This is a genomic window from Isoptericola nanjingensis (genome assembly GCF_050311635.1).
Classification (GTDB): domain Bacteria; phylum Actinomycetota; class Actinomycetes; order Actinomycetales; family Cellulomonadaceae; genus Isoptericola; species Isoptericola nanjingensis.
The window spans coordinates 215,628-239,438 of sequence record NZ_JBNOZL010000004.1; the positions used below are offsets into that span (position 1 = coordinate 215,628).

General features: G+C 74.1%; 23 protein-coding genes. 12 read left to right on the plus strand and 11 right to left on the minus strand.

The features are described from left to right. From ACQP6G_RS09120 to rbsD, 5 genes are all read left to right on the plus strand, one after another. Complete coding sequence (locus tag ACQP6G_RS09120) at nucleotides 1-894, plus strand: carbohydrate ABC transporter permease (RefSeq protein WP_429763971.1); 894 nt, start codon at nucleotides 1-3, stop codon at nucleotides 892-894. After that, complete coding sequence (locus ACQP6G_RS09125) at nucleotides 891-1,745, plus strand: carbohydrate ABC transporter permease (protein WP_429763972.1); 855 nt, start codon at nucleotides 891-893, stop codon at nucleotides 1,743-1,745. Before ACQP6G_RS09120 ends, ACQP6G_RS09125 begins: the two co-directional genes overlap by 4 nt. 63 nt (nucleotides 1,746-1,808) lie before the next feature. After that, nucleotides 1,809-2,513 carry a deoxyribose-phosphate aldolase gene (deoC, locus tag ACQP6G_RS09130; RefSeq protein WP_429763973.1) on the plus strand — a complete coding sequence of 235 codons (705 nt, stop codon included), beginning with the start codon at nucleotides 1,809-1,811 and terminating at the stop codon, nucleotides 2,511-2,513. A 51-nt stretch (nucleotides 2,514-2,564) separates the two neighbouring features. Next, a complete protein-coding gene (locus tag ACQP6G_RS09135) occupies nucleotides 2,565-3,491 on the plus strand; it encodes a ribokinase (RefSeq protein WP_429763974.1) in 927 nt (308 codons plus the stop codon). Then, complete coding sequence (gene rbsD, locus ACQP6G_RS09140) at nucleotides 3,488-3,985, plus strand: D-ribose pyranase (protein WP_429763975.1); 498 nt, start codon at nucleotides 3,488-3,490, stop codon at nucleotides 3,983-3,985. Before ACQP6G_RS09135 ends, rbsD begins: the two co-directional genes overlap by 4 nt. 63 nt (nucleotides 3,986-4,048) lie before the next feature. Here the strand turns inward: rbsD and ACQP6G_RS09145 are convergent, their stop codons facing one another. The 3 genes from ACQP6G_RS09145 to ACQP6G_RS09155 all read right to left on the minus strand — a co-directional run bounded on the left by ACQP6G_RS09145 (nucleotide 4,049) and on the right by ACQP6G_RS09155 (nucleotide 6,661). After that, complete coding sequence (locus ACQP6G_RS09145) at nucleotides 4,049-4,720, minus strand: DUF4287 domain-containing protein (RefSeq protein ID WP_429763976.1); 672 nt, start codon at nucleotides 4,718-4,720, stop codon at nucleotides 4,049-4,051. 229 nt (nucleotides 4,721-4,949) lie between these two features. After that, nucleotides 4,950-5,585: an NADPH-dependent F420 reductase gene (locus tag ACQP6G_RS09150; RefSeq protein ID WP_429763977.1), complete on the minus strand. Its 636-nt coding sequence runs from the start codon at nucleotides 5,583-5,585 to the stop codon at nucleotides 4,950-4,952. After that, entirely contained in the window at nucleotides 5,582-6,661 is a 1,080-nt protein-coding gene (locus ACQP6G_RS09155) for an LLM class flavin-dependent oxidoreductase (RefSeq protein ID WP_429763978.1), read from the minus strand. The genes ACQP6G_RS09150 and ACQP6G_RS09155 overlap by 4 nt, the downstream gene beginning before the upstream one ends. 79 nt (nucleotides 6,662-6,740) lie before the next feature. Between ACQP6G_RS09155 and ACQP6G_RS09160 the strand changes: the two genes are divergently transcribed. Beyond that, entirely contained in the window at nucleotides 6,741-7,235 is a 495-nt protein-coding gene (locus tag ACQP6G_RS09160; RefSeq protein ID WP_429763979.1) for a MarR family winged helix-turn-helix transcriptional regulator, read from the plus strand. A gap of 53 nt (nucleotides 7,236-7,288) precedes the next feature. Then, the gene (locus ACQP6G_RS09165; protein ID WP_429763980.1) at nucleotides 7,289-8,941 is read left to right on the plus strand and encodes a DHA2 family efflux MFS transporter permease subunit; all 1,653 of its coding nucleotides are present in this window, start codon (nucleotides 7,289-7,291) and stop codon (nucleotides 8,939-8,941) included. A gap of 84 nt (nucleotides 8,942-9,025) precedes the next feature. Here the strand turns inward: ACQP6G_RS09165 and ACQP6G_RS09170 are convergent, their stop codons facing one another. Further along, nucleotides 9,026-10,387, minus strand: coding sequence for an MFS transporter (locus ACQP6G_RS09170; RefSeq protein WP_429763981.1), 1,362 nt, complete (start codon nucleotides 10,385-10,387; stop codon nucleotides 9,026-9,028). A 237-nt stretch (nucleotides 10,388-10,624) separates the two neighbouring features. Here ACQP6G_RS09170 and murA point away from each other — a divergent pair, with 237 nt between their 5' ends. Genes murA through ACQP6G_RS09190 form a run of 4 tightly spaced genes read left to right on the plus strand, consistent with a single transcriptional unit; the run spans nucleotide 10,625 to nucleotide 14,529 of the window. Then, nucleotides 10,625-11,941 (plus strand): UDP-N-acetylglucosamine 1-carboxyvinyltransferase, encoded by a 1,317-nt coding sequence (gene murA / locus ACQP6G_RS09175; RefSeq protein ID WP_429763982.1) that lies wholly within the window; start codon nucleotides 10,625-10,627, stop codon nucleotides 11,939-11,941. A gap of 41 nt (nucleotides 11,942-11,982) precedes the next feature. Beyond that, entirely contained in the window at nucleotides 11,983-12,741 is a 759-nt protein-coding gene (locus ACQP6G_RS09180) for a lysophospholipid acyltransferase family protein (protein ID WP_429763983.1), read from the plus strand. After that, nucleotides 12,738-13,787 (plus strand): NAD(P)H-dependent glycerol-3-phosphate dehydrogenase, encoded by a 1,050-nt coding sequence (locus ACQP6G_RS09185; protein ID WP_429763984.1) that lies wholly within the window; start codon nucleotides 12,738-12,740, stop codon nucleotides 13,785-13,787. Before ACQP6G_RS09180 ends, ACQP6G_RS09185 begins: the two co-directional genes overlap by 4 nt. A gap of 25 nt (nucleotides 13,788-13,812) precedes the next feature. Next, nucleotides 13,813-14,529, plus strand: coding sequence for an HAD-IA family hydrolase (locus ACQP6G_RS09190; protein ID WP_429763985.1), 717 nt, complete (start codon nucleotides 13,813-13,815; stop codon nucleotides 14,527-14,529). 4 nt (nucleotides 14,530-14,533) lie between these two features. On the opposite strand, the gene ACQP6G_RS09195 is transcribed toward ACQP6G_RS09190, so the two are convergent. The 3 genes from ACQP6G_RS09195 to ACQP6G_RS09205 all read right to left on the minus strand — a co-directional run bounded on the left by ACQP6G_RS09195 (nucleotide 14,534) and on the right by ACQP6G_RS09205 (nucleotide 18,821). Then, on the minus strand, nucleotides 14,534-15,697 hold the full coding sequence (locus tag ACQP6G_RS09195; protein WP_429763986.1) for a trans-sulfuration enzyme family protein: 1,164 nt from the start codon (nucleotides 15,695-15,697) through the stop codon (nucleotides 14,534-14,536). A gap of 131 nt (nucleotides 15,698-15,828) precedes the next feature. Beyond that, entirely contained in the window at nucleotides 15,829-17,391 is a 1,563-nt protein-coding gene (locus ACQP6G_RS09200; protein ID WP_429763987.1) for a pyridoxal phosphate-dependent decarboxylase family protein, read from the minus strand. Beyond that, a complete protein-coding gene (locus ACQP6G_RS09205) occupies nucleotides 17,388-18,821 on the minus strand; it encodes an MFS transporter (protein WP_429763988.1) in 1,434 nt (477 codons plus the stop codon). Before ACQP6G_RS09205 ends, ACQP6G_RS09200 begins: the two co-directional genes overlap by 4 nt. A gap of 57 nt (nucleotides 18,822-18,878) precedes the next feature. Here ACQP6G_RS09205 and ACQP6G_RS09210 point away from each other — a divergent pair, with 57 nt between their 5' ends. After that, nucleotides 18,879-19,838, plus strand: coding sequence for an aldo/keto reductase (locus tag ACQP6G_RS09210; protein WP_429763989.1), 960 nt, complete (start codon nucleotides 18,879-18,881; stop codon nucleotides 19,836-19,838). Nucleotides 19,839-19,914: 76 nt separating this feature from the next. On the opposite strand, the gene ACQP6G_RS09215 is transcribed toward ACQP6G_RS09210, so the two are convergent. The 4 genes from ACQP6G_RS09215 to ACQP6G_RS09230 form a co-directional block, all read right to left on the minus strand. Continuing rightward, nucleotides 19,915-21,123, minus strand: coding sequence for an acyl-CoA dehydrogenase family protein (locus ACQP6G_RS09215; protein ID WP_429763990.1), 1,209 nt, complete (start codon nucleotides 21,121-21,123; stop codon nucleotides 19,915-19,917). 67 nt (nucleotides 21,124-21,190) lie between these two features. Further along, nucleotides 21,191-22,222, minus strand: a complete 1,032-nt coding sequence (locus ACQP6G_RS09220; protein WP_429763991.1) for a CNNM domain-containing protein — start codon at nucleotides 22,220-22,222, stop codon at nucleotides 21,191-21,193. Beyond that, nucleotides 22,219-23,631, minus strand: coding sequence for a hemolysin family protein (locus ACQP6G_RS09225; protein WP_429763992.1), 1,413 nt, complete (start codon nucleotides 23,629-23,631; stop codon nucleotides 22,219-22,221). Before ACQP6G_RS09225 ends, ACQP6G_RS09220 begins: the two co-directional genes overlap by 4 nt. Further along, nucleotides 23,628-23,768, minus strand: coding sequence for a hypothetical protein (locus tag ACQP6G_RS09230; protein ID WP_429763993.1), 141 nt, complete (start codon nucleotides 23,766-23,768; stop codon nucleotides 23,628-23,630). The genes ACQP6G_RS09225 and ACQP6G_RS09230 overlap by 4 nt, the downstream gene beginning before the upstream one ends. Nucleotides 23,769-23,811 lie beyond the last annotated feature (43 nt).

The following is a 23,811-nucleotide window of genomic DNA, read 5'->3' on the forward strand; positions in this document are numbered from 1 at the left end:
GTGCTGGGGAGAAGGGGTGCGCTGGGCCGGGGCCTGATGACGGTCCCGGCGGCGCTGGTCTACATCGGTCTCATGGTGGTGCCGGTCGGGTACGCCGTCTACTACTCGTTCACCGAGTACAACGGCATCCCGACCCAGGCGCCCGAGTGGGTCGGGCTGGAGAACTACACGCGGATCTTCACCGACCCGACGGGCGACATGCACTCGTCGCTGTGGGTCACCGGGGTCATCGCGGTGGTGGGCGCGTTCGGCGTCAACGTGATCGCGCTGGGCCTGGCCCTCCTGCTGCGGCGGACCACCCCGTTCACGGCGTTCGCGCGGGCCGTGATGTTCTACCCGCACGTCCTGTCGGCCCTCATCGTGGGCTTCCTGTGGCAGGCGGTCCTCGGCCCGCAGGGCGCGGTGAACAACCTGCTCACCGGGTCGGGCCGGTCGACCCTGCCGTTCCTGTCCGACCCGGACTGGGCGCTCGCCACGATGATCGCCGTCATCGTGTGGGCCCAGCTCGGCGTCCAGCTCGTGCTGTACCTGGCGGGCCTGCAGGCCGTGCCCGCTGACCTCCAGGAGGCGGCGACGCTCGACGGCGCCGGCCGCGTGCAGGTGTTCCAGCACGTCACGTGGCCGGCGCTCGCGCCCACCGTGACGGTGACGATCGTGACGTCGGTGCTGTCGCTGCTCAAGGTCTACGAGGTCGTCCTCGGCCTCACCAACGGCGGCCCCGGTGACGCCACGCAGACCTGGGCCTACGAGATCCTCGCCGTGTCCTTCGCCAACAACAAGGTGGGGCTGGCGTGCGCGCAGGCGATGCTGCTCATCGTCGTCGCCGGGATCCTGTCGTTCACGATCATCGCGCTGCGCAGGCGCGCCGAAGAGGGAGCGGAGGCGCTGTCATGAGCCTGTCCGGCAGCCGGTCGGCGCGGACGCGCACGACCCTGCGGAACGGGGCGATCGCCGTCCTGTCGGTCGCGATGCTCGTGCCGCTGTACATCGTCGTCGTCAACGCGTTCAAGCCGCAGCAGGAGATCCTGCTGTCGCCGCTCGGGTTCGACCCGGCCACGGCCACGACCCAGTTCCTGCAGGACGCGTGGACCAACCCCAACTTCCCGGTGGTCTCCGGCTACGCGGTGACGCTGTTCCTGGTCGTCGCGTGCAACGTCGTCGCGATCGGGGTCTCCGTCCCCACGGCGTACGTCATCGCCAGGACCCCGACGGTCCTGTTCCGGGTGCTGCTGATGTTCTTCGTCGCGGGCATGTTCATCCCGGCGCAGATCATCCTGGTGCCCGCGATCTTCGTGCTGAAGGCGCTGCACCTCATGGGGACCCTGCCGGGCCTGGTGCTCTTCATGTCGTCGACGATGATCCCGTTCACCCTGTTCATCTTCACCGGGTACATCCGCATGCTGCCGCGCTCGCTCGACGAGGCCGCGGCGATCGACGGCGCGAGCCAGCAGCGCGTGCTGTGGCGGATCGTGTTCCCGCTCATGAAGCCGATCGTCGCGACGGCGTTCATCCTCAACGCGCTCAGCGCCTGGAACGACTTCGTCAGCCCGCAGCTCATCCTCGGGCCCGGGTCGTCGTTCCGGACCATCACCACCGGCGTGTACGCGGCCGTGTCCTCGTACACGACCAACTACGAGATCGTCTTCCCCACCCTGCTGCTGGCGGTGGTTCCGATCCTGCTCATCTTCGTCCTCATGCAGCGCCACGTCATGAGCGGCCTGTCCGCCGGCGCGGTCAAGGGCTGACCCGCCCACCCACCGGTCTCCCCCTCGCCTCCCACTCGTCTCGCACCTGTCCAGGAGAACCGCATGACCCTCGACTTCACCGACCCGGCGCAGGTCGCCCGGGCGATCCAGTACACGAACGTCAACCCCGACCTCACGCGCGACGGCGTGACGAAGCACCTCGAGACGTGCGCCGCCTACGGCTTCGACGCCGCGATGATCGCGCCGTACTGGGTGCCGCTGGCGAAGGACGTGCTCGCGGGCACCGGCGTCAAGGTCGCATCCACGCTCAACTTCCCCATGGCCAACGACACCCCCGAGATGCGGCTCGCCGCGCTGCGAGCGCTCGTCGCGGCCGGGGTGGACGAGTTCGACTTCCCGCCGCACCCGGGCCTGCTGCTCGGGGGCGACGAGGACCTCTACGCCCGCGACGTCGAGGACGTCGTCCGGCTCGCGCACGCCGAGGGCGTGGCCGTGAAGGTGATGCTCGAGTTCGGCTTCCTGCCCACCGACGACCTCAAGGCCCGCGCCACGCGGATCGCGTACGAGGCCGGCGTGGACTGGGTGAAGCAGTCCTCCGGGTGGGGCAAGGGCGGCCTGGAGGCCACCGAGCACGACGTGCGCCTGCTCGCCGCGAACATCGAGCCACCGTGCCGGGTCAAGGTGTCCGGCAAGGTCAACTCGCTCGGGAAGATGCAGCGCCTGTTCGAGGCGGGCGCCGAGCTGGTCGGCACCAGCTCCGGGCCGGCCATCGTCGACGGTCTCGTCGGCGACCCGGACGCCTACTGACCGGGCCGGACGCGCGGCAGACCGCACGACGACGCGACACGAAGGGGAGCGATGAGGCTCACGGTGGTGGGGAGCTATGCCAAGGCTCTCGTGATGACGGTCGACCGGCTGCCCGAGGCGGGGGAGACCCTGCTCGGGCGCGAGTACCGCGAGACGTACGGGGGTAAGGGCTCCGACATGGCCGTCCAGGCGGCCCGGCTCGGCGCCGACGTCGCGTACGTCGGGGCCGTGGGTGACGACGCGCACGGCGCGGAGTTCCGCGCCCTCATGGCCGCCGAGGGGGTCGACGACTCCCGCGTGACGGTCGACGCGACCGCGCCGACGGGGGTCGGGTTCATCGTCAAGGACACCGCGGGGCGCAACCTCATCGTCGTCGACAAGGGCGCCAACGACGGGCTCCTGCCCGACGTGCTGGACGCGTCGGCCGACGCGATGCGCGGGGCGGACGTCGTCCTGGCCCAGCTCGAGATCCCGCTCGGTTCGGCGCTGCACGCGCTCGCCGTCGCACGGGATGCCGGCGTGCCGACGGTGCTCAACCCGGCACCCGCCGTGGACCTGCGGGGCGTCGACCTGTCGGCCGTGGACGTGCTCACGCCTAACGAGCACGAGGCACGGGTCGCGCTGGGCCTGCTGCCCGGCGACCCGACCCCGGTCGAGGAGCTCGCCCGGCGCCTGCTCGCTCTCGGCCCGCGGGCCGTCGTCGTCACGCGCGGGGAGGACGGGGCGCTCGTGGCGGACGCCGCGGGCGCGGTGGCCGTGCCGGCCGCGGCGGTCGACGTCGTCGACTCCAACGGCGCGGGCGACAGCTTCAACGCGGCGCTCGCCGTCGCGCTCGGGGAGGGACGCGACCTGCGGGGCGCGGCCGCCTTCGCCGGCGTCGTGGCGGCGCTGTGCTGCGAGCACTGGGAGACGGTGCCGTCCTACCGGACGCGCGCCGAGGTCGAGGAGTTCCTCGCGAGGACGAAGGAGAGGGCATGAGAAGCGGACGGATCCTGCACCCCGGCCTGGCCGGGGCGCTCGCCACGCTGGGGCACACCGACGTCGTGCTGGTGACCGACGCCGGGTTCCCGATCCCGCAGGACGCGCACCGCGTCGACCTCGCGCTGACACGCGGGCACCTCGACGTGCGGACGATCCTGCGGGTGCTGCTGGAGGAGGTCTTCGTCGAGGAGGTGCACATGGCCGGCGAGGTGCGGACGCACCACCCGCACCTCTACGGCGACGTGCAGGACCTCTTCACCGGCTCGGGCGCCACGTTCCGCGGCACGACCCACGAGCACCTCATCGAGCACTGGGCGCCGCGCGCCAAGGTCGTGGTGCGCTCCGGCTCGTTCGAGCCCTGGGCGAACTTCGCGCTCGTCGCGTCCACCGCGCCGTTCGAGTGGTTCGCCGACGACGACGTGACGATCCTGCCGGAGTACGTCGAGCGGCGGCGGATGATCGCCGAGGGCGTTCGACCCGAGCTCGGGTAGCACGCCCCCGGCGTCCGGCGGGTTCCCGGTCGAGGACCGGTCCGAGACCGGCCGGGGCGACCGTCAGGCGTCGTCGAGCGCTGCCAGCCAGTCGGCCCAGAACGCCTTCCACAGCTCGGCCTCGGCCGCGGAGCCGAGCCGCTCGTGGGTCACGGTCAGGCGCAGCCGCGACCCGACCGGGTCCGGCGAGAACATCGCGACGCCGTGCTCGCCGTCGTCGTCGGACACCCCGAACCGCGGACTCTTCACGCCCGGGCGCGACCGCGGTGCGAGCGTGAGGCCGGGCACGAGGCCGGCGCGGTCGGCGTCGTCGTCGAGCAGGGCGCGCAGCGCGTCGCGGTCGACGTCGAGCAGCCGCGACCGGCTGACCGAGAACGTGCCGTCGGGCCGCTGGCCGGGCACGCGCAGCCCGGTGATGCGCTCGTAGCCCACGGTGACCGACTGCGCCCACCAGCCGGAGACGCCGTGTTCGCCCGCGACCCAGGCGGCGATGGCGGTGTGCCCGGCGTCGCGACCGGGGCCGGCGTCGACGAGCGCGACCCACTCGTCCCACCCGCGGCCGGTGCCCTCGCGGATCGTGTCGTCGGAGAGGTCGGGCTCCGACACCCAGGCGCGGGCGCCGGCCGGGGGAGGTGCCGCCCAGGCGAGGAGGGTGCGGCGCGCGGCGCCGTACCTCTCGCCGGTGGCGGCCATGCGCGCGCGGACGCGCTTCTTGAACGACTCCTGCGTGGCCATGAGGACTCCTGCGTGCTCGCACGGTGCGCCACCCGCGGCTCGCGCCCGCCGGCAGGCACCGGTGAACACGGTGTCCTGACCGCGTCGAGCACTCGAGGTCCCCTCTGTCCCCACCGCTCGCGCGGTCCCGGCGGCGCGAGCGCCGGTCCGGGGATCGGGCGGGACGCGCCGCCCTGCCGACCAGCATAGGGCGCGGCGCCGCCGGGCGCCCGGGACGGCGCCCGCGGCGTCAGGCGGCGGGGGAGACCAGCGCGCGCAGCTCGTCGTGGGGGAGGTTCGCCCCGAACGCCGGTGTGCCGGGCTGCAGGCGCGCGCCGGCGGACAGCGGGCCCGCGACGACGGGGTCGAAGCCGAGCCGGTCGACGAGACCGGCGACCTGCGCCACGTCGTCGGCGTCGTCCCCCGCGACGGCGATCGCCCGGCGGCCCGGGGCTCCCGCAGGACGGGCCCCGGCGTCCAGGTCGTGGTAGCCCATGTGGTTGAACGCCTTGACGACCCGCGACGCGGCCAGGAACTCCTGCACGAGCTCGCTCGTCGAGGCGGCCGGGTCGCTGAGGTCGGCTCGGTGCCCGTCCACCTCCCACCAGTAGTTCATGGCGTCGACGACGAGCTTGCCGGCCAGCGCGTCCGCAGGCACGGTGCGGTACCGGCCCAGCGGCAGGGCGAGCACGACGACGTCGGCCTTCGCCGCGGCCTCCTGGGCCGTGACGGCCTGCGCGCCGGGCGCGAGCACCTCGACGGTCAGCGCGATCCTCGCCGGGTCGCCGGAGCCCGCGACGAGCACCCGGTACCCGGCCTCCACGGCGAGCCGCGCCAGGACCGTGCCGACCTTGCCCGCACCGAGGACGCCGATCGTGGCGGTCACGCGGCACCGCCTGCCGTGACCGGCTCCGCCGGGGACGCCGCGGCGTGCTCGGCGACGAGCTCGCGGACCCGGGGGACCACCTGCGTGCCGTACAGCTCCACGTTGCGCAGGCGGGCAGCGGCGGGCTGCGCGCCGGTGGTGTAGATCATGTCGAACCGGCCGACGCCGAGCTCGGTCACCGCGGACGCGATCTTGCGGGCCACGGTCTCCGGCGAACCGATGTACAGGGAGCCGTGCGCCACCTCGGCGTCGTACTCCTCGCGCCGGATCGGCGGCCAGCCGCGGGAGGCGCCGATGCGGTCGCGCTGGAGGCGGTAGTGGGGCCAGAAGATCTCGACGGCCTCCTCGTCGGTGTCGGCGACGAACCCCGGCGAGTGCATCCCGACCGGGTGCGCCGTCGTGCCGAGCTGGGCGGTCGCGCGCCGGTACAGGTCGACGTACGGCGCGAACCGGCCGGGCTCCCCGCCGATGATCGCGAGCATGAGGGGCAGGCCGTAGTGCGCGGCCCGGACCACGGACTGCGGGGAGCCGCCCACGCCCACCCACGTCGACAGGTGGCCGGACTCGGTCTTGGGGAAGACGTCGGCGTCGCGCAGCGCGGGCCGGGTGGTGCCCGACCAGGTGACCGGCTGCTCCTTGAGGAGCTCGGTGAAGAGGTGGATCTTCTCGTCGAAGAGGAGGTCGTAGTCGGCCAGGTCGTAGCCGAACAGCGGGAACGACTCGGTGAACGACCCGCGCCCGAGGATGACCTCCGCGCGGCCGTCCGAGAGCGCGTCGAGGGTGGCGAAGCGCTGGAAGACGCGCACCGGGTCGTCGGAGGACAGCACCGTGACGCCCGAGGCGAGGCGGATCCGCTCCGTGCGCGACGCGATCGCGGCGAGCACGGTCTCCGGCGTCGAGATCGCGTACTCGGGCCGGTGGTGCTCGCCGAGGGCGACGACGTCGACGCCCACCCGGTCGGCCAGCACGGCCTCCTCGACGACCTGGCGGATCGCGGCGGCGTGCGAGACGAGCTCGCCGTCGGCGCCCACCGGGCGGTCGCCGAACGAGTCGAGCCCGAGCTGGAGCGTGGTCATGATGCCCTCCCGTGACGGTGTCGGTCGCCGGGGGTAACGTCGGAATTGACGTGTCAATTCCCGAGGGCTGGAGGGCGGCATGACCCAGGGCCGGGACGGCGGTCGGCGCTCGCCGACCAGCGACCAGCTGCGCACCTGGCGCGAGTTCGTCGAGACCACGGACGCGCTGCGCTCGCGGCTGTCCGCGCGCCTGCAGGCCGAGTCGGGGCTCTCGTCGTCCGACTACGCCGTCCTGCTCGCCCTGCACGACGCCCAGGGTCACTGCCTGCGATCGTCGGCGCTCGCGGACGCCGTCGGCTGGGAGCGCAGCCGCCTGTCGCACCAGGTGGGCCGCATGGAACGGCGCGGCCTGGTCGCCCGGCAGGGGAGCCGCGCGGCCGGCGTCGCGCTCACCGACGACGGCGCGGCGACGTTCCGGCGCGCGTCCGTCGCGCACCTGCGCGTCGTGCGGCAGCTCTTCGTCGACGCGCTCACCGACGACCAGCTGGCGGCCGCCGGCGAGATCGCCGTCGCGCTGCGGGCCGCGCTGGACCGTCCCGAGCCGTCCCCGGCCCAGGCTCCGGCCGAGGGCTGAACCGCTTCGGGGCAGGCCGCGCGCGCGTCGGTGGGTCGTGCCACGCTCGTCGCATGTCCACCTCTCCCGGGCGCGGCCCGGTGACCCCGCTCGTCGACCTGCACGGCAGGTCCGCGTGGAGCGTGCTCCCGCCGCTCATCCTCGGCTTCTTCATGATCATGGTCGACACGACCATCGTGAACATCGCCATCCCCACCCTGACCGAGCAGTTCTCCGCCTCCCTCATCGAGGTCGGCTGGGTCAACAGCGCCTACCTGCTCTCGTACGCGGTGCTGATGCTCCTCGCCGGCCGGCTCGGCGACCGCTACGGGCAGAAGTCGGTGTTCATCGCCGGGTTGATCGTGTTCACGACGTTCTCGTTCCTGTGCGGGTTCTCCGGCAACATCGGCTCGGAGCCCGAGATCGGCTGGCTCATCGGCTTCCGGGTGGTCCAGGGCGTCGGCGCCGCGATGATGACGCCGCAGACGATGTCGATGATCACGCGCGTCTTCCCGCCCACCCAGCGCGGAGCGGCGATGGGGCTGTGGGGCGCGACGGCGGGCGTGGCGACGCTCGTCGGCCCGCTCCTCGGCGGCGTCTTCGTGGAGACGATCGGCTGGGAGTGGATCTTCTACGTCAACATCCCGGTGGGCGTGGCGGCGCTGTGGTTCTCGGTCGCGCGGCTGCCGCACCTGCCGTCGCACGGCACCACGATCGACCCGCTGGGCGTGGTGCTGTCCGTCCTGGGCCTCGCGGCGGTGGTCTTCGGCCTCCAGGAGGGCGAGAACTTCGACTGGGGCCACATCTGGGGGCCGTTCTCCGTGTGGTCGGTGGTGGGTCTCGGCGTCCTCGTGCTCGCGGTCTTCGTGTGGTGGCAGCACCGCCAGGGCCCGCGCGCTCTGCTGCCGCTGCGGCTGTTCAGCTCGCGCAACTTCTCGCTCGCGAACGTCGACGGCATGGTCGTGACCTTCGCGATGATCGGCATCTTCTTCCCGCTGACGATCTTCCTGCAGTCGATCCTCGGCCTGACGCCCATCAATGCGGCGCTCGTGATGATGCCAGGCTCGCTCGTGTCCGGCGTCGTCGCGCCGTTCGCGGGCCGGCTGTCGGACCGGGTGCCCGCCAAGTGGGTGGTGGCGGCCGGGTTCGCCGCCATCGCCGGCGCGGTGCTGTGGCTCGCCGCGGTGCTCGACCCGGACCTGTCCCCGTTCGCGCTGCTGTGGCCCATGGCGCTGTTCGGCGTCGGCACGGGGCTCACGTTCTCGCCGCTGTCCAACCTGGCGACGTCGGGCCTCGACGCGCGCACGGCCGGGGCGGGCGCCGGTGCGTTCAACACCACCCGTCAGGTGGGCGGGGTCATCGGGTCGGCGGTCGTCGTGGCGCTGCTGTCCGCCCGGCTCACGGTCACGGTCCCGGCGGCCGCGCAGGACGTCGCCGCGCAGCTGCCCGAGCAGTACCGCCAGGCGTTCGTCGACGGCATCTCGCAGGCGAGCGGCAGCCTCGGCACGACGGCGGTCGGGTCGGTGCAGCTGCCCGACCAGGTGCCGGCCTCGGTCGCCGAGCAGGTCGGGGCGGCCGCCCAGCAGGCGTTCTTCGCGGGCTTCGCCGACGCGGCGGCGCAGACGCTGCTGCTGGTGGGGGTGGTGCTCGTCGTCGGGGTGCTCTGCGCGGCGGCGATGTCCCCCGTGCAGCACCGCGAGCACGAGGCCGCGCCGACGGCGGCCTGACACCCCCGGGAGCGTCGTGGGCGCCCGTCCGGCGCCGTTCCGGGCAGGAACGGCGCCGGACGAGCGCCCACGGTGCTCGATGGGTCAGGCGCGGATGTCTCCGCTGAAGTCGACGTCCCTGGTCTCCTTCTGCAGCCACAGCGCGACGAACGTGATCGCGGCCATCACCGTGAGGTACACGCCCACCAGCACCGGGGACTCGGCGGCCTCCCACAGCCACACCGCGACGAACGGGGCGACGGCGGCACCGAGGATCGACGCGAGGTTGTAGGCCACCGACGCGCCCGTGTAGCGCACGTTCGCGGGGAACAGCTCGGGCAGCAGCGCGGCCATCGGGCCGAAGGTCAGGCCCATGAGGGTGAAGCCGATGATGAGCAGCGACTGCACGCCGATCGTGCCGCCCGCGAAGAGGGGCACGAACAGCAGGCCGAAGGCGGCGATGCCTCCGGTGACGACCAGCAGCATCGGGCGGCGGCCGTACTTCTCGGCCAGGGGTCCCGACGCGAGCGTGAAGAGGCCGAAGAACACGCAGCCCACGATGAGCATCCAGAGGAAGTCGATCTTCTCGTAGCCCAGGCCCGCGGGGGAGCCGTCGGTGGGGGAGGTGGCCGCGACGCCGTAGTTCAGCGTGAACGTGGTCATCAGGTAGAAGAGCCCGTACGTGGCGAGCATGATGAACGTGCCCGAGACGATCTTGCGCCACGAGGTGCGGAAGACCTCGGCCACCGGCACCTTCGCCACGGCCTCCGCCTCGACGACCTTGGTGAACGCGGGCGTCTCGATGAGCTTGAGCCGCACCCACAGGCCCACGATGACGAGCACCGAGCTGGCGAGGAACGGCACGCGCCAGCCCCACGACGTGAACTGCGCGTCGGTGAGGGTCTGGGACAGCCCGATGAAGACGAGGTTGGCCAGGATGAAGCCGATCGGCGCGCCGAGCTGCGGGAACGTGCCCCAGATCGCGCGCTTGCCGGCCGGTGCGTTCTCGGTGGCCAGCAGGGCGGCGCCGCCCCACTCGCCGCCGAGGCCCAGGCCCTGGCAGAACCGGCACAGCACCAGGACGAGCGGCGCGAGCACGGCCCAGCCCGGCGTGGTGGCGGCGGGGATCACGCCGATGACGACGGTGGCGATCCCCATGGTGAGGAGCGACGCGACGAGAGTCGTCTTGCGCCCCACCCGGTCGCCGAAGTGCCCGAAGAGCACCGACCCGAGCGGCCGGGCGACGAAGGCGACGCCGAACGCGGCGAACGACGCGAGCAACGCCGTCGTGCCGTCCTGGTTCGGGAAGAACAGCGCCGGGAACACGAGCGAGGCCGCGGTCGCGTACGCGTAGAAGTCGTAGAACTCGATGGAGGTGCCGATGAGCGACGCGACGATGACGCGGCCGCGCGAGTTGACGGCCGGCGTCGGCGTGCTGGGGGCGCCCGACGTGACGGAGGAGGTCATGGTCGACGACCGTAGAACCGGCGTCCCGCATCATGAACAATTGTCTCAGGATATGAATAGCGCCCCGCTGCGTGCCGGTGCCCGCCGCGTGAAGGTGTGGTGAACGTGAATAAGCCCGCCGGGGCGCGTGTTGGCACCACCGTGTCGGGCGAGGCAGGATCGACGGCGCGCTGGGACGACGGTACCGACGGCATCCCAGGACCACTGCATCCGTAACGACGGGACGAACACGACGACATGAACGATCTGCTGCACGTCAACGGCGGGACTCCTCTCGAGGGCACGATCACGGTCCGGGGGGCGAAGAACTTCGTCTCCAAGGCGATGGTGGCGTCGCTGCTGGGCGAGTCGGCGAGCGTCCTGCGCAACGTGCCGCAGATCCGGGACGTGGGCGTGGTCACGGGCTTGCTGGAGTTGCACGGGGTGACGGTGAAGTCGGACCCGGACGCCGGGATCCTGGACCTCGACCCGTCCAACGTCGAGTCGGCGCACGTGGCGGACATCGACGCGCACGCGGGCTCGAGCCGGATCCCGATCTTGTTCTGCGGGCCGCTGCTGCACCGGCTCGGTGAGGCGTTCATCCCCGACCTGGGCGGCTGCCGGATCGGTGACCGGCCGATCAACTACCACCTGGACATCCTGCGCCAGTTCGGCGCGGTGGTGGACAAGATGCCCAACGGCATCCAGCTGCGCGCGCCGCGCCGGCTGCAGGGCACCAAGATCTCGCTGCCGTACCCGTCGGTGGGCGCCACGGAGCAGCTGCTGCTCACCGCGGTGCGGGCCGAGGGCATCACGGAGCTGACCGGCGCGGCGACCGAGCCGGAGATCATGGACCTGATCGCGGTGCTGCAGAAGATGGGCGCGATCATCTCGGTGGACACCGACCGGGTGATCCGGATCGAGGGTGTGGACCGGCTCGAGGGGTACTCGCACACGGCGCTCGGCGACCGGATCGAGACGGCGTCGTGGGCGTCGGCCGCGCTGGCCACCGGCGGCGACGTGACGGTCAAGGGTGCGACGCAGCCCGAGATGATGACCTTCCTCAACACGTTCCGGAAGGTCGGCGGCCGGTTCGACGTGCAGGAGGACGGGATCCGGTTCTGGCACCCGGGCGGGGACCTGGACTCGATCGTGCTGGAGACGGACGTGCACCCCGGCTTCATGACGGACTGGCAGCAGCCGCTCGTCGTGGCCCTCACGCAGGCCAAGGGCCTGTCGATCGTGCACGAGACGGTGTACGAGAACCGGTTCGGGTTCGCCGACGCGCTGCGGAAGATGGGCGCGACGATCCAGGTGTACAAGGAGTGCCTCGGCGGGCGCGACTGCCGGTTCGGGCAGCGCAACTTCCACCACTCGGCTGTCATCTCGGGCCCGACGCCGCTGTCCGCGGCGGACATCGAGGTGCCGGACCTGCGGGGCGGGTTCTCCCACCTGATCGCGGCGCTGGCGGCGAAGGGGACCTCCACGGTGCGGGGCATCAGCCTGATCGACCGCGGGTACGAGTCGTTCCAGGACAAGCTCGTCGCGCTCGGCGCCGACGTCTCCCGCGGCTGAGGCACCTCGACCGCCGGGGCCGGGAGGTAGGCTCTGGCCCCGTGCCGATCGCCCGACCTGACTCCCGTGGTTACCGCCTCGTCGCGCGCATCGTGCGGCCGCTGCTGTTCTCGATGGTCCGCTACGACTGGGACGGCGGCGAGGAGAACCTGCCCCGTGAGGGCGGGTTCATCGCCGCCGCCAACCACGTCACCGAGTACGACGCCCTGACCCTGGCGCACTACCTCTTCGACAAGGGGTTCGAGCCGCGGATCCTGGCGAAGCGCGGCCTGTTCACCGCGCCGGTGGTCGGGTCGGTGCTGCGCGCGACTCGGATGATCCCGGTGGACCGCGGCACGTCCGCGGCCGCCCGGTCGCTCGAGGACGCGGGCAACCAGCTCGGCAGCGGCGCCTGCGTGGCGATCCTGCCGGAGGGCACGCTCACGCGGGACCCCGACCTGTGGCCGATGGAGGGCAAGACCGGCCTGGCGCGGCTGGCGCTCGTCAGCCGGCTGCCGGTCGTGCCCGTCGCCCAGTGGGGCGCCCACAAGATCCTGCCGCGGTACGGCCGCCTGCTGCGGCCCTTCCCGCGCAAGCCCGTGACGATCGTCGCCGGCCCGCCCGTCGACCTGTCGGACCTGTACGACCGGCCGATCGACACGCAGACCCTGCGCGAGGCCACCAACCGCGTCATGGACGCGATCACCGTGCAGCTCGCCGGGATCCGGGGTGAGGCGGCCCCGTCCGCCCGCTTCGACCTTCGCAAGCACCCCGAGTACGAACGCAAGCAGACCGTCTACCCGCCCGTGGAGCGCCCATGACGAACCCGACCACCGCACCCACGTCCGGGAACCCGTCGGCGCCGACCCGTGTCGCCGTCCTGGGCTCCGGGTCCTGGGGGACGACCTTCGCGATGGTCCTCGCCGACGCGGGCTGCGACGTCCGCCTGTGGGGTCGGGACCCGGCCGTCGCGGCCGAGGTCACGACCCGGCGCACCAACAGCAAGTACCTGCCCGGCATCGAGCTGCCCGCGATGACGGGCACCACCGACGCCGCCGCGGCGCTGGCCGGCGCGCAGATCGTCGTCGTCGCCGTGCCGTCGCAGGTGTCGCGCGCCACGCTCGCCGGCCTGCGGGACCTCGTCGAGCCCGATGCCGTCATCGTCTCCCTGATGAAGGGGGTCGAGCTCGGCACGGACGAGCGCATGAGCCAGGTCATCGTCGAGGCGCTCGACGTGCCGCTGTCGCGCGTGGCCGTCGTCTCGGGCCCGAACCTCGCGGCCGAGATCGCCCGCCGCCAGCCCACGGCGACCGTGGTGGCCTGCCAGGACGAGTCGGCGGCGAGGTTCGTCGCCGACGCCTGCTCGAACTCCTACTTCCGCCCCTACACCAACGACGACGTGGTCGGCGTGGAGCTGTGCGGGGCGGTGAAGAACGTCATCGCGCTGGCCGTCGGCATGGCGCAGGGCCGCGGCTTCGGGTCGAACACCGCCGCGACCGTCATCACGCGCGGCCTGGTCGAGATCACGCGCCTCGGCCTCGAGCTCGGTGCCGACGCCGCGACCTTCTCCGGGCTCGCGGGGATGGGCGACCTCGTGGCGACCTGCACGTCTCCGCTGTCGCGGAACAACACCCTCGGCCGCCACATCGGCGAGGGGATGTCGCTGGAGGAGGCGGTGGTCGCCACCGGTACGACGGCGGAGGGCGCCAAGTCCTGCCGCTCCGTGCTCGACCTCGCCGCCAAGCACGGGGTCGACATGCCGATCACCGCCGGGGTCGTCGCGGTGCTGTACGAGGGCCTCCCGGTGGAGGAGATGGCCCGCGGACTGCTCGCGCGCCCGCAGAAGTCCGAGGGCGTCGACGGCTGATCGTCGCCCGCCGTACGGTGGCGCCATGACTCCCGCGCCCCGGCCCGTCCTGGTGTTCGACGTCCTCGGCACGCTGGTCGACCAGGCGGGGAGCCTCGAGTCCGCGGTGCAGGGCGCGGGGCTGGACGCGGGGACCGCGCGCCGCGTCGTCACGACGTGGCTCGGCCGGGTCGCCGACCGGGAGCGGGACGTGGTCGCGGGGCGTCGTGGCTTCGCGCCGAGCGGCGTCCTGGACCGCGAGGTCCTCGCAGGGCTGGCGGCCGAGGGCGCGCTGCCGGCGTCCGCCGTCGACCGCCTCGCGACCGCCGCCGAGCGGCTGCGCCCCTGGCCGGACTCCGTGGCGGGCGTGGCGGCGCTGGCGCGGGACTTCACCGTGCTCGGCCTGTCCAACGCGGACCGTCGCACGCTCGCCGCGCTGCGCGGGGACGCCGGCCTGGCATGGCACCAGGTGCTGTCGGCGGAGGACGTCGGCACCTACAAACCGGATCCTGCGCTCTACGTCGCGGCGGTCGCGGCGGCGACGGGCGGTGCGACGGGCGAGGCGAGCGCCGGCCCGCCCGTCATGGTCGCCGCCCACGCCTGGGACCTGCGCGCGGCCGCCGCCGCGGGGATGCGCACCGCCTACGTGCCGCGGCCCCAGGGCGACGCCCCGCGGGACGACGACGCGTTCGACCTGCACGCCGCCGACCTGGCGGACCTGCACGGCCGCCTGCTCGACGGGGAGCTGCGGACGGTGGGCTGACGCGTCAGGTGGCGGGGCCGGCCCCCGAGCGCAGCGCCTGGTCGAGGTCCGCCCAGAGGTCCTCGACGTCCTCGACGCCCACGGACAGGCGCAGCAGGTCTTCGGGCACGGTGCGCGACTCGGTGGCGAACCGCCGGCGACGCTCGAGCGTGGACTCGACGCCGCCGAGGGACGTGGCGGGCACCCAGAGGCGCACGGCGGCGACGACGGCGTCGGCGGCGGCGGGACCGCCGTGCGGACGGACGCCGAGGATCGCGCCGAAGCCGTTCATGAGGCCGGCGGCACGCTCGTGCCCGGGGTCGCCGGGCAGCGACGGGTGCCGCACCTCGGCCACGCCCGGGTGCCCGGCGAGGCGGCGGGCGAGCTCGGCCGCCGACGCGTTCGCCCGCTCCACCCGCAGGTGCAGCGTGCGCAGGCCGCGCAGTGCCAGCCACACCTCCATCGGGCCGGGGATGGCGCCGTGCAGCGTGCGGTACGCCCGCAGCCCGGCGACGATCTCGTCGTCGCGGGCGACGGCGGCGCCCAGCACGACGTCGGAGTGCCCGGCCAGGTACTTGGTCACCGAGTGCACGACGACGTCCGCGCCGAGGTCGAGCGGGCGCTGGCCGAGCGGCGTCGCGAACGTGTTGTCGACGACGCTGCGCACGCCGCGCTCGCGCGCCGCCGTGAGGATCGCGGGCAGGTCCGCGACCTCCAGCATGGGGTTGGTGGGCGACTCGGCGAGCAGCACGTCGGCGCCGTCGAGCGCCGCGACCACCTGCGCGGTGTCGGAGATGTCGACCCGGCGCACGTCGACCCCGTGCCGGGCGGCGAGGTCGTCGAGGTAGCCCAGCGACACCTGGTACGCGTGCCGCGGCACCACGACCGCGCCGCCGTGGGGCACGTCGCCGACGGCCGCGATCACGGCCGCCATGCCCGAGCCGAAGACCACGCCGTGCCGGGCGCCCTCCAGCGCCGCCAGCGCCTCCTCGAACGGGTGCCACGTCTCGGTGTCCATCCGCGTGTACAGCAGCTCGCCGGGGCCGGTCACGCCCTGGTTGACGTAGGTCGAGCTGAGCACGACCGGCGGGTTCACGGGACCGCCCTGGACCCGGGGCGGGCGGCCCGCCGTCACGGCGAGGGTGGCGGGGGAGAGCGGCACATGCGGTCCGTGCGGGTCGTGCGTCATGGCCGCAGGGTACGACGGCGCACCCGACCGGCGACGCGCCGTCCCATCGACCTGGCTCTGACACGTCCTGGGCAGCACGAACCGTCAGAGCCGCGGCGGGATCCATGCCGACGTGGCTCTGACACCTCGGGTCAGACGGCGGCGCGCGGCTCGACGAGGCGGGCCAGCAGCTCGACCAGCAGGCGTTCGACGAGCGGCGCGGGCAGCGCCTCCACGAGTGCCAGCAGCGGTGCCATCGGACCGACGCCGGGAGCGGCGTCCGGGTCGTCGCCGACCGTCCCCAGGCCGACCGCGTCGAGCAGGGCCGCCGCCGTCGCGGAGTCGAGAGGTGCGGCGGGGGCGAGGGGCGGGAGGGAGCCGAGCAGCGCGCCGGCGTCGGGCCGTGGCAGGCCGCGGACGTCGTCGGCCGCCGCGCGCAGCACGGGCACGAGCTCGCCGAGCACCCCGTCGGTGACCGGGGTGACGGTGAGGTGCGTGGTGTGCGGCAGTCGGGTGCCGTCGCCCTGCCCCAGCCCGGGCTGGGCCTGGAGGGTCCAGCCCCGGGTGGAGACGGCGTCCGCCCACAGGTGCGGGTCCACGCGGCGCTCCGCCGGCACGGCGTCGTCGGCGGCGACGGCGAGCAGCGGCCCGACGGGGGAACCGACGACGCGCAGCCCGTCGATCCCGGCCGGTCCGTCGACGGCGTCGCGCAGCGCGAGGGTGGCACGCCGGGCGCGGCCGGCGAGCGTCGCGAGCCCGTCCGCGCCGAGGGCCTGCAGGATCGCCCACGCGGCGGCGAGCGGGCCGCCGGAGCGGGAGCCGAGCAGCGTCGGGTTCACCACGGGGTACCCGGGCCAGCGGGTGGTGGCGAAGTACTGCGCGCGCTGCCGGTCGCGGTCCCGGTGCAGCAGCACGGACGCGCCCTTGGGGGCGAAGGCGTACTTGTGCAGGTCGGCGCTCACGCTGGTGACGCCCGGCACGCGCAGGTCCCAGGCGGGCAGGCCGGGCCAGAACGGCAGGGCGAACCCGCCGATGCACGCGTCCACGTGCACGGGCACGCCCGCCGCGGAGGCGAGGGCCGCGACGTCGGCCACCGGGTCGGCGGCGGCGTGCGGGTACGACGGCGCTGAGACGACGACGAGGGCGACGTCGGCGGCTCCCTCCGGGCCGGCGGCCAGGCGCGCGCCGAGGGCCGCGGCGTCCACGGCTCCCGCCGCCGGGCCGTCGGCGGCGACGGGCACGAGGTCGAGCTCCAGCCCGTACAGGTGCGCGGCCTTCTGGAACGCGGCGTGCACCGTGACGGGCGCGACCAGCCGGGGTCGCGCCTCGCCCGGCCGCAGCCCACGGGCGGTGAGCCACATGTCCCGCGCGGACTGCACCGCGAGCAGGCAGCTCTCCGTGCCGCCGCTGGTCACGGTGCCGACGGTGTCGGCATCGCCGCCGAGCAGGTCGCGGGCGAAGGCCACGACGTCGCGCTCCAGGGCGGCCACCGAGCCGAACGTCGTCGGGTCGAGCCCGTTGACGGGCTGCATCGCGCGCGCGGCGTCGCCGGCGAGCGCGTCCAGCTCGGGGACGCCGGGGTCGTATACGTAGCTGAGCACCCGGCCGCCGTGGGTGGGGGCGTCGCGGTGGCGCAGGGTGGCCAGCGCGGCGAGCACGGCGGCAGGGTCCTGGGCCAGGTCGAGCGCGCCGTCGGGCAGGGCAGGGCGGTTCACGGGGCCTCCTGGGGTCGGGGAGCGGGAGTGTCGGCCCGGGTGGGGCCGGGGTCCGCGGAGGAGTAGGGGGCGACGTCGGGGGCGGCGTCGGGCGCGTCGACGTCGCGGCGGCGCAGCGGGTACCGGCCGAGGGGCAGGAGGCTCGCGGCCACGAGCAGCGCGGGCAGGAGGCTGAACGACGCGACGACGCCGAGCACGGCGGCGGCGGGCTGGACGACGGTCTGCCCGCCCGTGGACTCCACGTAGCCGGTCACGGCGAGCACCACGGTCAGCAGGGTGGTACCGAGCGCCATGCCGGTGGTCTCGCCCGCGGTCCAGACGCCGCCGAACGCGCCGGCGCGGTCGGTGCGCGTCGTGCGGGCGTCGTGCGCGATGACGTCGGGGAGCATCGCCATCGGCAGCGACTGCATGCCCGCGTACGCCGCGCCGGCCAGGGCCACGGGCCCGTACACCCAGGCGCCGGGCGACCAGGCGAGGGGCAGCAGCGCGAGCGCCGCCACGGCGAACAGCACCGACGCCAGCCGGAACGCACGCTCCTTCCCGACGCGCCGGGCGAGCACGCCCCACGCCGGCGTCACGACGAGCGCCGGCCCCACCAGCGCGACGAACAGGAACGTCACGGCGGCGGTGTCGTGCAGCACCCAGGTGGCGACGTACTGGGCGCCCGCGAGCATGGCGCCGGTGGCGAGCGCCTGCAGCACGAAGGTGCCGAGCAGCGTGCGGAACGGACGGCTCGAGCGCAGCAGCCCGAGTCCCTCGCGGTAGTGCGCGGCGAGCCGCGCCCGCGCTCGTACCGGCCGGGGCGGGGCGGGCGGCCCCGCCGAGCGCTCGGCCGTCGACGCGAGCAGCAGCGCCGCCCCGAGTACCAGCGACGCGGCCACCGCCATGAGCAGGTACCCGAGCCTCTCGTCGTCGCCCCCGAGCCCGCGCAGCGCGGGCCCGCCGCCGCCGAACAGCAGGATCGCGGCGGTGAGCACCACCACCCGCGCGGTGAGCAGGCGGGTCCGGGCGTCGTAGGTGCCGGCCAGCTCGGCAGGCAGGGCGATGTACGGCACCTGGAACAGGCTGAACGCCGTCGCCGCCGCGAGGAACGCGAGGAGCACCCAGGTCGCGGCGCCCGCCGGGGCGAGGGAGGCGGGGACGGCGAACGTCAGGGTGAAGAACACCGGCAGGGCGAGGCCGCCCACCACCATGAGGCGGCGACGACGCCCGGTGCGGGCGCGCTCGCGGTCGCTGGCGGCGCCGATGAGCGGGTCGATGACGACGTCCCACACCTTCGCGGCGGTGACCAGGAGGCCCGCGAGCCCCGCGGCGACGCCGAGCGTGTCGGTGAGGTAGAAGACCAGCACCAGGCCGGGGAGCGTCGCGAACCCGCCGGTGCCGACGGACCCGACGGCGTACCGGGCGACCGTGCCCCTGCGCAGCGTCATGACGCGGGATCGTAGCGGTCCGGGAATGCCGCGGGCGCCACCGTGCTTGTGCGTGCTGTGACCCAGGCGACGAACTCTGCCCCGGCCGGCCCCGCGCTCGGCTCCCTCGACCTCGACGCGGCGCCCCTGGTGCTCGGCGGCAACGTGTTCGGCTGGACGGCGGACGACGCGGCGTCCTTCGCCGTCCTCGACGCGTTCGCCGACGCCGGCGGCCGCATGGTCGACACCGCCGACGGCTACTCCGCGTGGGTGCCGGGCAACTCCGGGGGCGAGAGCGAGGAGACGATCGGGCGCTGGCTGGCGCGCACGGGTCGCCGCGACGACCTGCTGGTCGCGACCAAGGTCGCCGCGCACCCGCAGTTCCGCGGGCTCTCGGCGTCGAACGTGCGCGCCGCCGCGGAGGCGTCGCTGAAGCGCCTCGGCACCGACCGCATCGACCTGTACTACGCGCACTTCGACGACGCCGACACCCCTCTTTCGGAGACCGCCGCGGCGTTCTCGGCCCTCGTCGACGACGGCCTCGTGCGCGAGATCGGCGTCTCGAACTACACGCCGGAGCGGATCGACGAGTGGTTCGCCGCCGTCGACGCCGGCGGGCTGCACCGTCCCGTGGCCCTGCAGCCGCACTACAACCTCGTGGAGCGCGGGTTCGAGGACGGGCTGCGGCGGCCCGCCGAGCGGCACGGGCTCGGGGTGCTGCCGTACTACGCGCTCGCCTCCGGCTTCCTCGCCGGGACCTACCGTGACGGCGAGGCGCCCGACAGCCCGCGTGCGCAGGGCGCGGCGCGCTACCTCGACGACCGCGGGCGGCGCGTGCTGGCCGCGCTCGACGACGTCGCGGCCGCCCACGACGTGCCCGTCGCGTCCGTCGCGCTGGCCTGGCTGCGCGCGCAGCCGACCGTCGTCGCTCCCATCGCCAGCGCCCGGCACACGGGCCAGCTCGGCGCCCTGCTGCGCTCGATGACGCTGGAGCTCACCCCCGACGAGCTCGCCCGGCTGGACGGCGCCTCGTCCTGAACCCGGAGCTGTCAGGGCCACGGTGACGCCAACCTCCACGTGGCTCTGACAGCTCGGGAGGCGGGTCGGTCCTCGCTCAGTCCTCGAGGGGGCCGAGCACCGCCTGCGCGACGGTGGAGTGCGCGGACTCGTCGTCGCTGGGGTGGAAGATGCCGGCCAGCACGTCGCGGTAGAGCCGCCCCAGCTCGGAGCGGTTGAAGTACGTGGAGCCGCCGGAGCAGCGGATCGCCTCATCCACGACCTGCCGGGCCGTCTCCGTCACGCGGACCTTGAGCCCCGCCGTCGAGCGGAAGAAGCCGGCACCCTTGTCGACCTGGGCGTCGACCTCCCCGGCCACCAGGTCGAGCTGCGGCCACAGGCCGTCGAGCGCGAGGGCGGCCGTGCCGATGCGCCAGCGGATGTCCGGGTCCTGCGAGTAGGCCTTGCCGGTCTTCATCGAGCGCCGCTTCCCGACCGTCTCGACGGCGAGCGTCAGCGCGCGGTCCGCGATGCCCAGGTACACGCTCGCGAGCAGGATCTCGAAGCTGGTGAAGATGCCCAGCACGTACGGGTCGAGGCTGGGGCCGGGCGCGATGCGGCGCAGCACGCGGTCGGCGGGCGCGAGCGCGCCGTCGAGCACCGTGGTGCAGGACTGCGACGCCCGCATGCCGAGCGTGTCCCAGTCGTCCTTGATCTCGAAGCCGCCGCCGTCGCGGGTGACGAACGCGTGCACGACGCGCGGGTCGTCGGGGTCGGTCGCGTCGTCCAGCCCCATGACGCCCAGGCGGGTCCAGCCGGGGGAGTTGGACGTGAAGATCTTCGTGCCGTGGAAGGAGTACCCGCCCTCGCCGTCCGGGCGCGCCTCGGTGCGCGAGCCGAGCAGCACCAGGTCGTTGCCCGCCTCGGAGTAGCCGAAGCCGAAGACCTCGCCGTGCGCCGTCTCCTCGAGCAGCCAGTCCAGCGAGTGGTCGCCGCGCTCGTGCAGGAACCGGGCCACGCCGACCCACACGTGGTGCATGTTCACCGCGAGGGCCGTGGCGGGGGCGGCGCCGGCGAGCCGCGCCTGCTCGCGCGCGGCCTCCCGCAGGGTCAGCCCGGCGCCGCCCAGGTGCTGGGGCACCATCGCCTGCAGGTACCCGGCGGCCTTCAGGTCGGCGAGGTCGTCGGCGAAGAATGCGTTCTCGCGGTCGTACGCCGCCGCGCGGCCGCGGATCGTCTCCAGCAGCTCGTCGGTGAGGATCTGGCGAGGGGCGGAGAGCGGCGAGGGGAAGGACGACGGCGCGGCGTCCGGCGAGGTCACAGGCATGACCTCACCGTACGCCGCGCCCTGGCCCGGCCGCCCGGGCTTCGACGGCGGCGGGCCTGACGACGGGTCAGACGTCCGCCGTCGCCTCCTGCGCCTGCGGCAGCAGGCGGTACAGCACGTCCGCCAGCGTGACGACGCCCAGCATGCGCCCGTCGCGCCGCACCAGCGCGAGCTGCTCTCCCGCCTCGCGCAGCAGCGAGATCGCCGCGTGCACGGTGGTCGCCGCGTCGAGCACGAACGGCGCGCGCGCCACGGGTGCCACGGGGGCGGCGTCGTCGAGCAGCAGGGTGTCGCGCACGTGCACGACGCCGGTCACCTCGCCGTCGACACCGCCGTCGCGCAGCAGGATGCGCAGGTGGCCGGAGGTCACGGACACCGCCCGCACGTCGGCCGCCGTCGCGTCCGCCGGCACCGCGGTGGGCCGCGCGCCCGCGGCCACGAGCGTGTCGACCGTGAGGGTCTCCAGCTCCAGAGCGCCCGCTATCTGCGAGGAGTACGCGGCGTCGAGGGCGCCGACGTTCGCCGAGTGCTCCACGAGGTGACGCAGCGTGGTCGGGTCGTGACCCGCCTCGATGTGGTCCACCGGCTCCACGCCGACGGCCCGCAGGCACCGGTTGGCCAGCGCGTTGAGCCAGCGCAGCACCGGCCGGGTGAGCCACATGAACGCCCGCATCGGCAGGGCGAGCAGCGTGGCGGACGCCTCGGGGTGCGCGATGGCCCACGACTTGGGCGCCATCTCGCCCACCACGAGGTGCAGGAAGGTGACGATGATCAGCGCGAGCACGAAGCCCGCGACGTCGGCCACCCAGTACGGCGCCCCCCACCCGGCGAAGAGCGGCGTGAGCCAGTGGTGCACGGCGGGCTTGGTCACGGCGCCGAGCGCCAGGGTGCACGCCGTGATGCCGAGCTGGGACCCGGCGAGCAGCAGCGTGAGCTCGGACGAGCTGCGCAGCGCGGCCCGCGCGGACCGGCTGCGCGGAGCGGCGTCCTCCAGCCGGTGGCGGCGCGCCCCCAGCAGGGCGAACTCCACCGCCACGAAGAACGCGCTCAGCGCGATGATGACGACGGTCGCCGCGACGACGACCCAGGGGTTGCTCATCGGTCGTCCTCCTTCGCGGGGGCGGGCGTGGCGTCCGGGACGGGCTCGACCGTGCCCTTCGCGGTGCCCTCGAACAGGCGCACGCGCACCAGGTGGGGCACGTGGCGCTCGACCGAGATCACGTCGACCTCCAGCCAGCGACGGCGGGGCTCGTCGTGCACGAGGTCCGCCGGGTCCGGCGGCAGCTCGACCGTCACCGCGTCGCCCGCGCGGGGCAGCGCGCCGGTCTGCGCGATGAGCAGCCCGGCGACCGTCTCGTGGTCGCCGCGCGGCAGGTCGTGCCCGATGGCGCGCTCCGCCTCGTCCAGGTGGACGTCGCCGCCCATCACCCAGGCGCCGTCGTCCTCGGGCGAGACGGTGACCGGCAGGGCCGGGTCGTGCTCGTCGGTGATCTCGCCGACCAGCTCCTCCGCGAGATCCTCGAGGGTGAGCACGCCCGCGAAGCCGCCGTACTCGTCGACGACGACGGCGAGCTGGTTGCGGGTGCGCGTCAGCTCGGTGAGGGCGTCCGGCAGCGCCATGAGGGTGGGCAGCACCGTGACCGGTCGCATGAGCTCGGTGACGGGCGCGGCGTCGCCGAGGCCGGTCCGCAGCAGGTCGGTGAGCTGGACGACGCCGAGCGCACGGTCCTCGGCGTCCACCACGGGGTAGCGGGAGTGGCCGCCGGCCATGAGCGTGCGCAGCTCGCCCACCGTGAGGGCGGGGTCGACGGTGCCGACGCGCGAGCGCGGGATCATGGCGTGCTCGACGTCGTGCTGCGGGAAGTCGAGGATGCGGTCCAGCAGCACCGACAGGTCGTCGGGCAGGTCGCCGCTCTCGCGGGAGTCCGCGACGATGTGCTCGAGGTCGCGGGCGGTGGCGGAGTGCTCGACGTCGTGCACGGGCTCGATGCGCAGCAGCCGCAGCAGGGCGTTCGACGCCTTGTCGAAGACGGCGATGAGCCAGCCGAGCACCGTGAGGTACGCCGTCGTCGAGCCGGCCAGGCGCAGGGCCGTGGGCTCGGGGCGGGCGATGGCGAGGTTCTTCGGGAACAGCTCGCCGAAGAGCATCTGCACCAGCGTCGAGACGACGAGGGCCGCGACGGTGCCGACGGCCACGCCGACCCCGGTCGGGACGCCGACGCCGCCGAGCAGGGTGCCCAGCGCGTCGCCCACCAGGGGCTCGGCCACGTAGCCGACCAGCAGGCCGGTCACGGTGATGCCGAGCTGGGCGCCCGAGAGCACGAAGGACGTGCGGCGCGTGACGGCGAGGGCCCGCTTCGCGGTCGCGTCACCGGCCTCCGCGCGGGCGGCGAGCCGGGAGCGGTCCACGGTCATGTAGGCGAACTCCTGGGCGACGAAGTAGGCCGTCGCCGCCGTGATCACGAGGATCACCAGGATGCCGAGGAGGAGGGAGAGGACGGCGGTCACCGGTGGTGCACCGCCTCAGGGTCGAGCGGAGTCGGGGGCTGCGAGGAGCCCGGACTATGACTGGGATCGTCGGCGGGCGCGGCCTGGTCCTCGGCCGCGGGCGCCGCGATGGCGTTCGCGTCGTTCGTGATGTCCACGATCGCCCCAACGTCGCTCCCGTGCCATCGGTTCCCGGCGCTA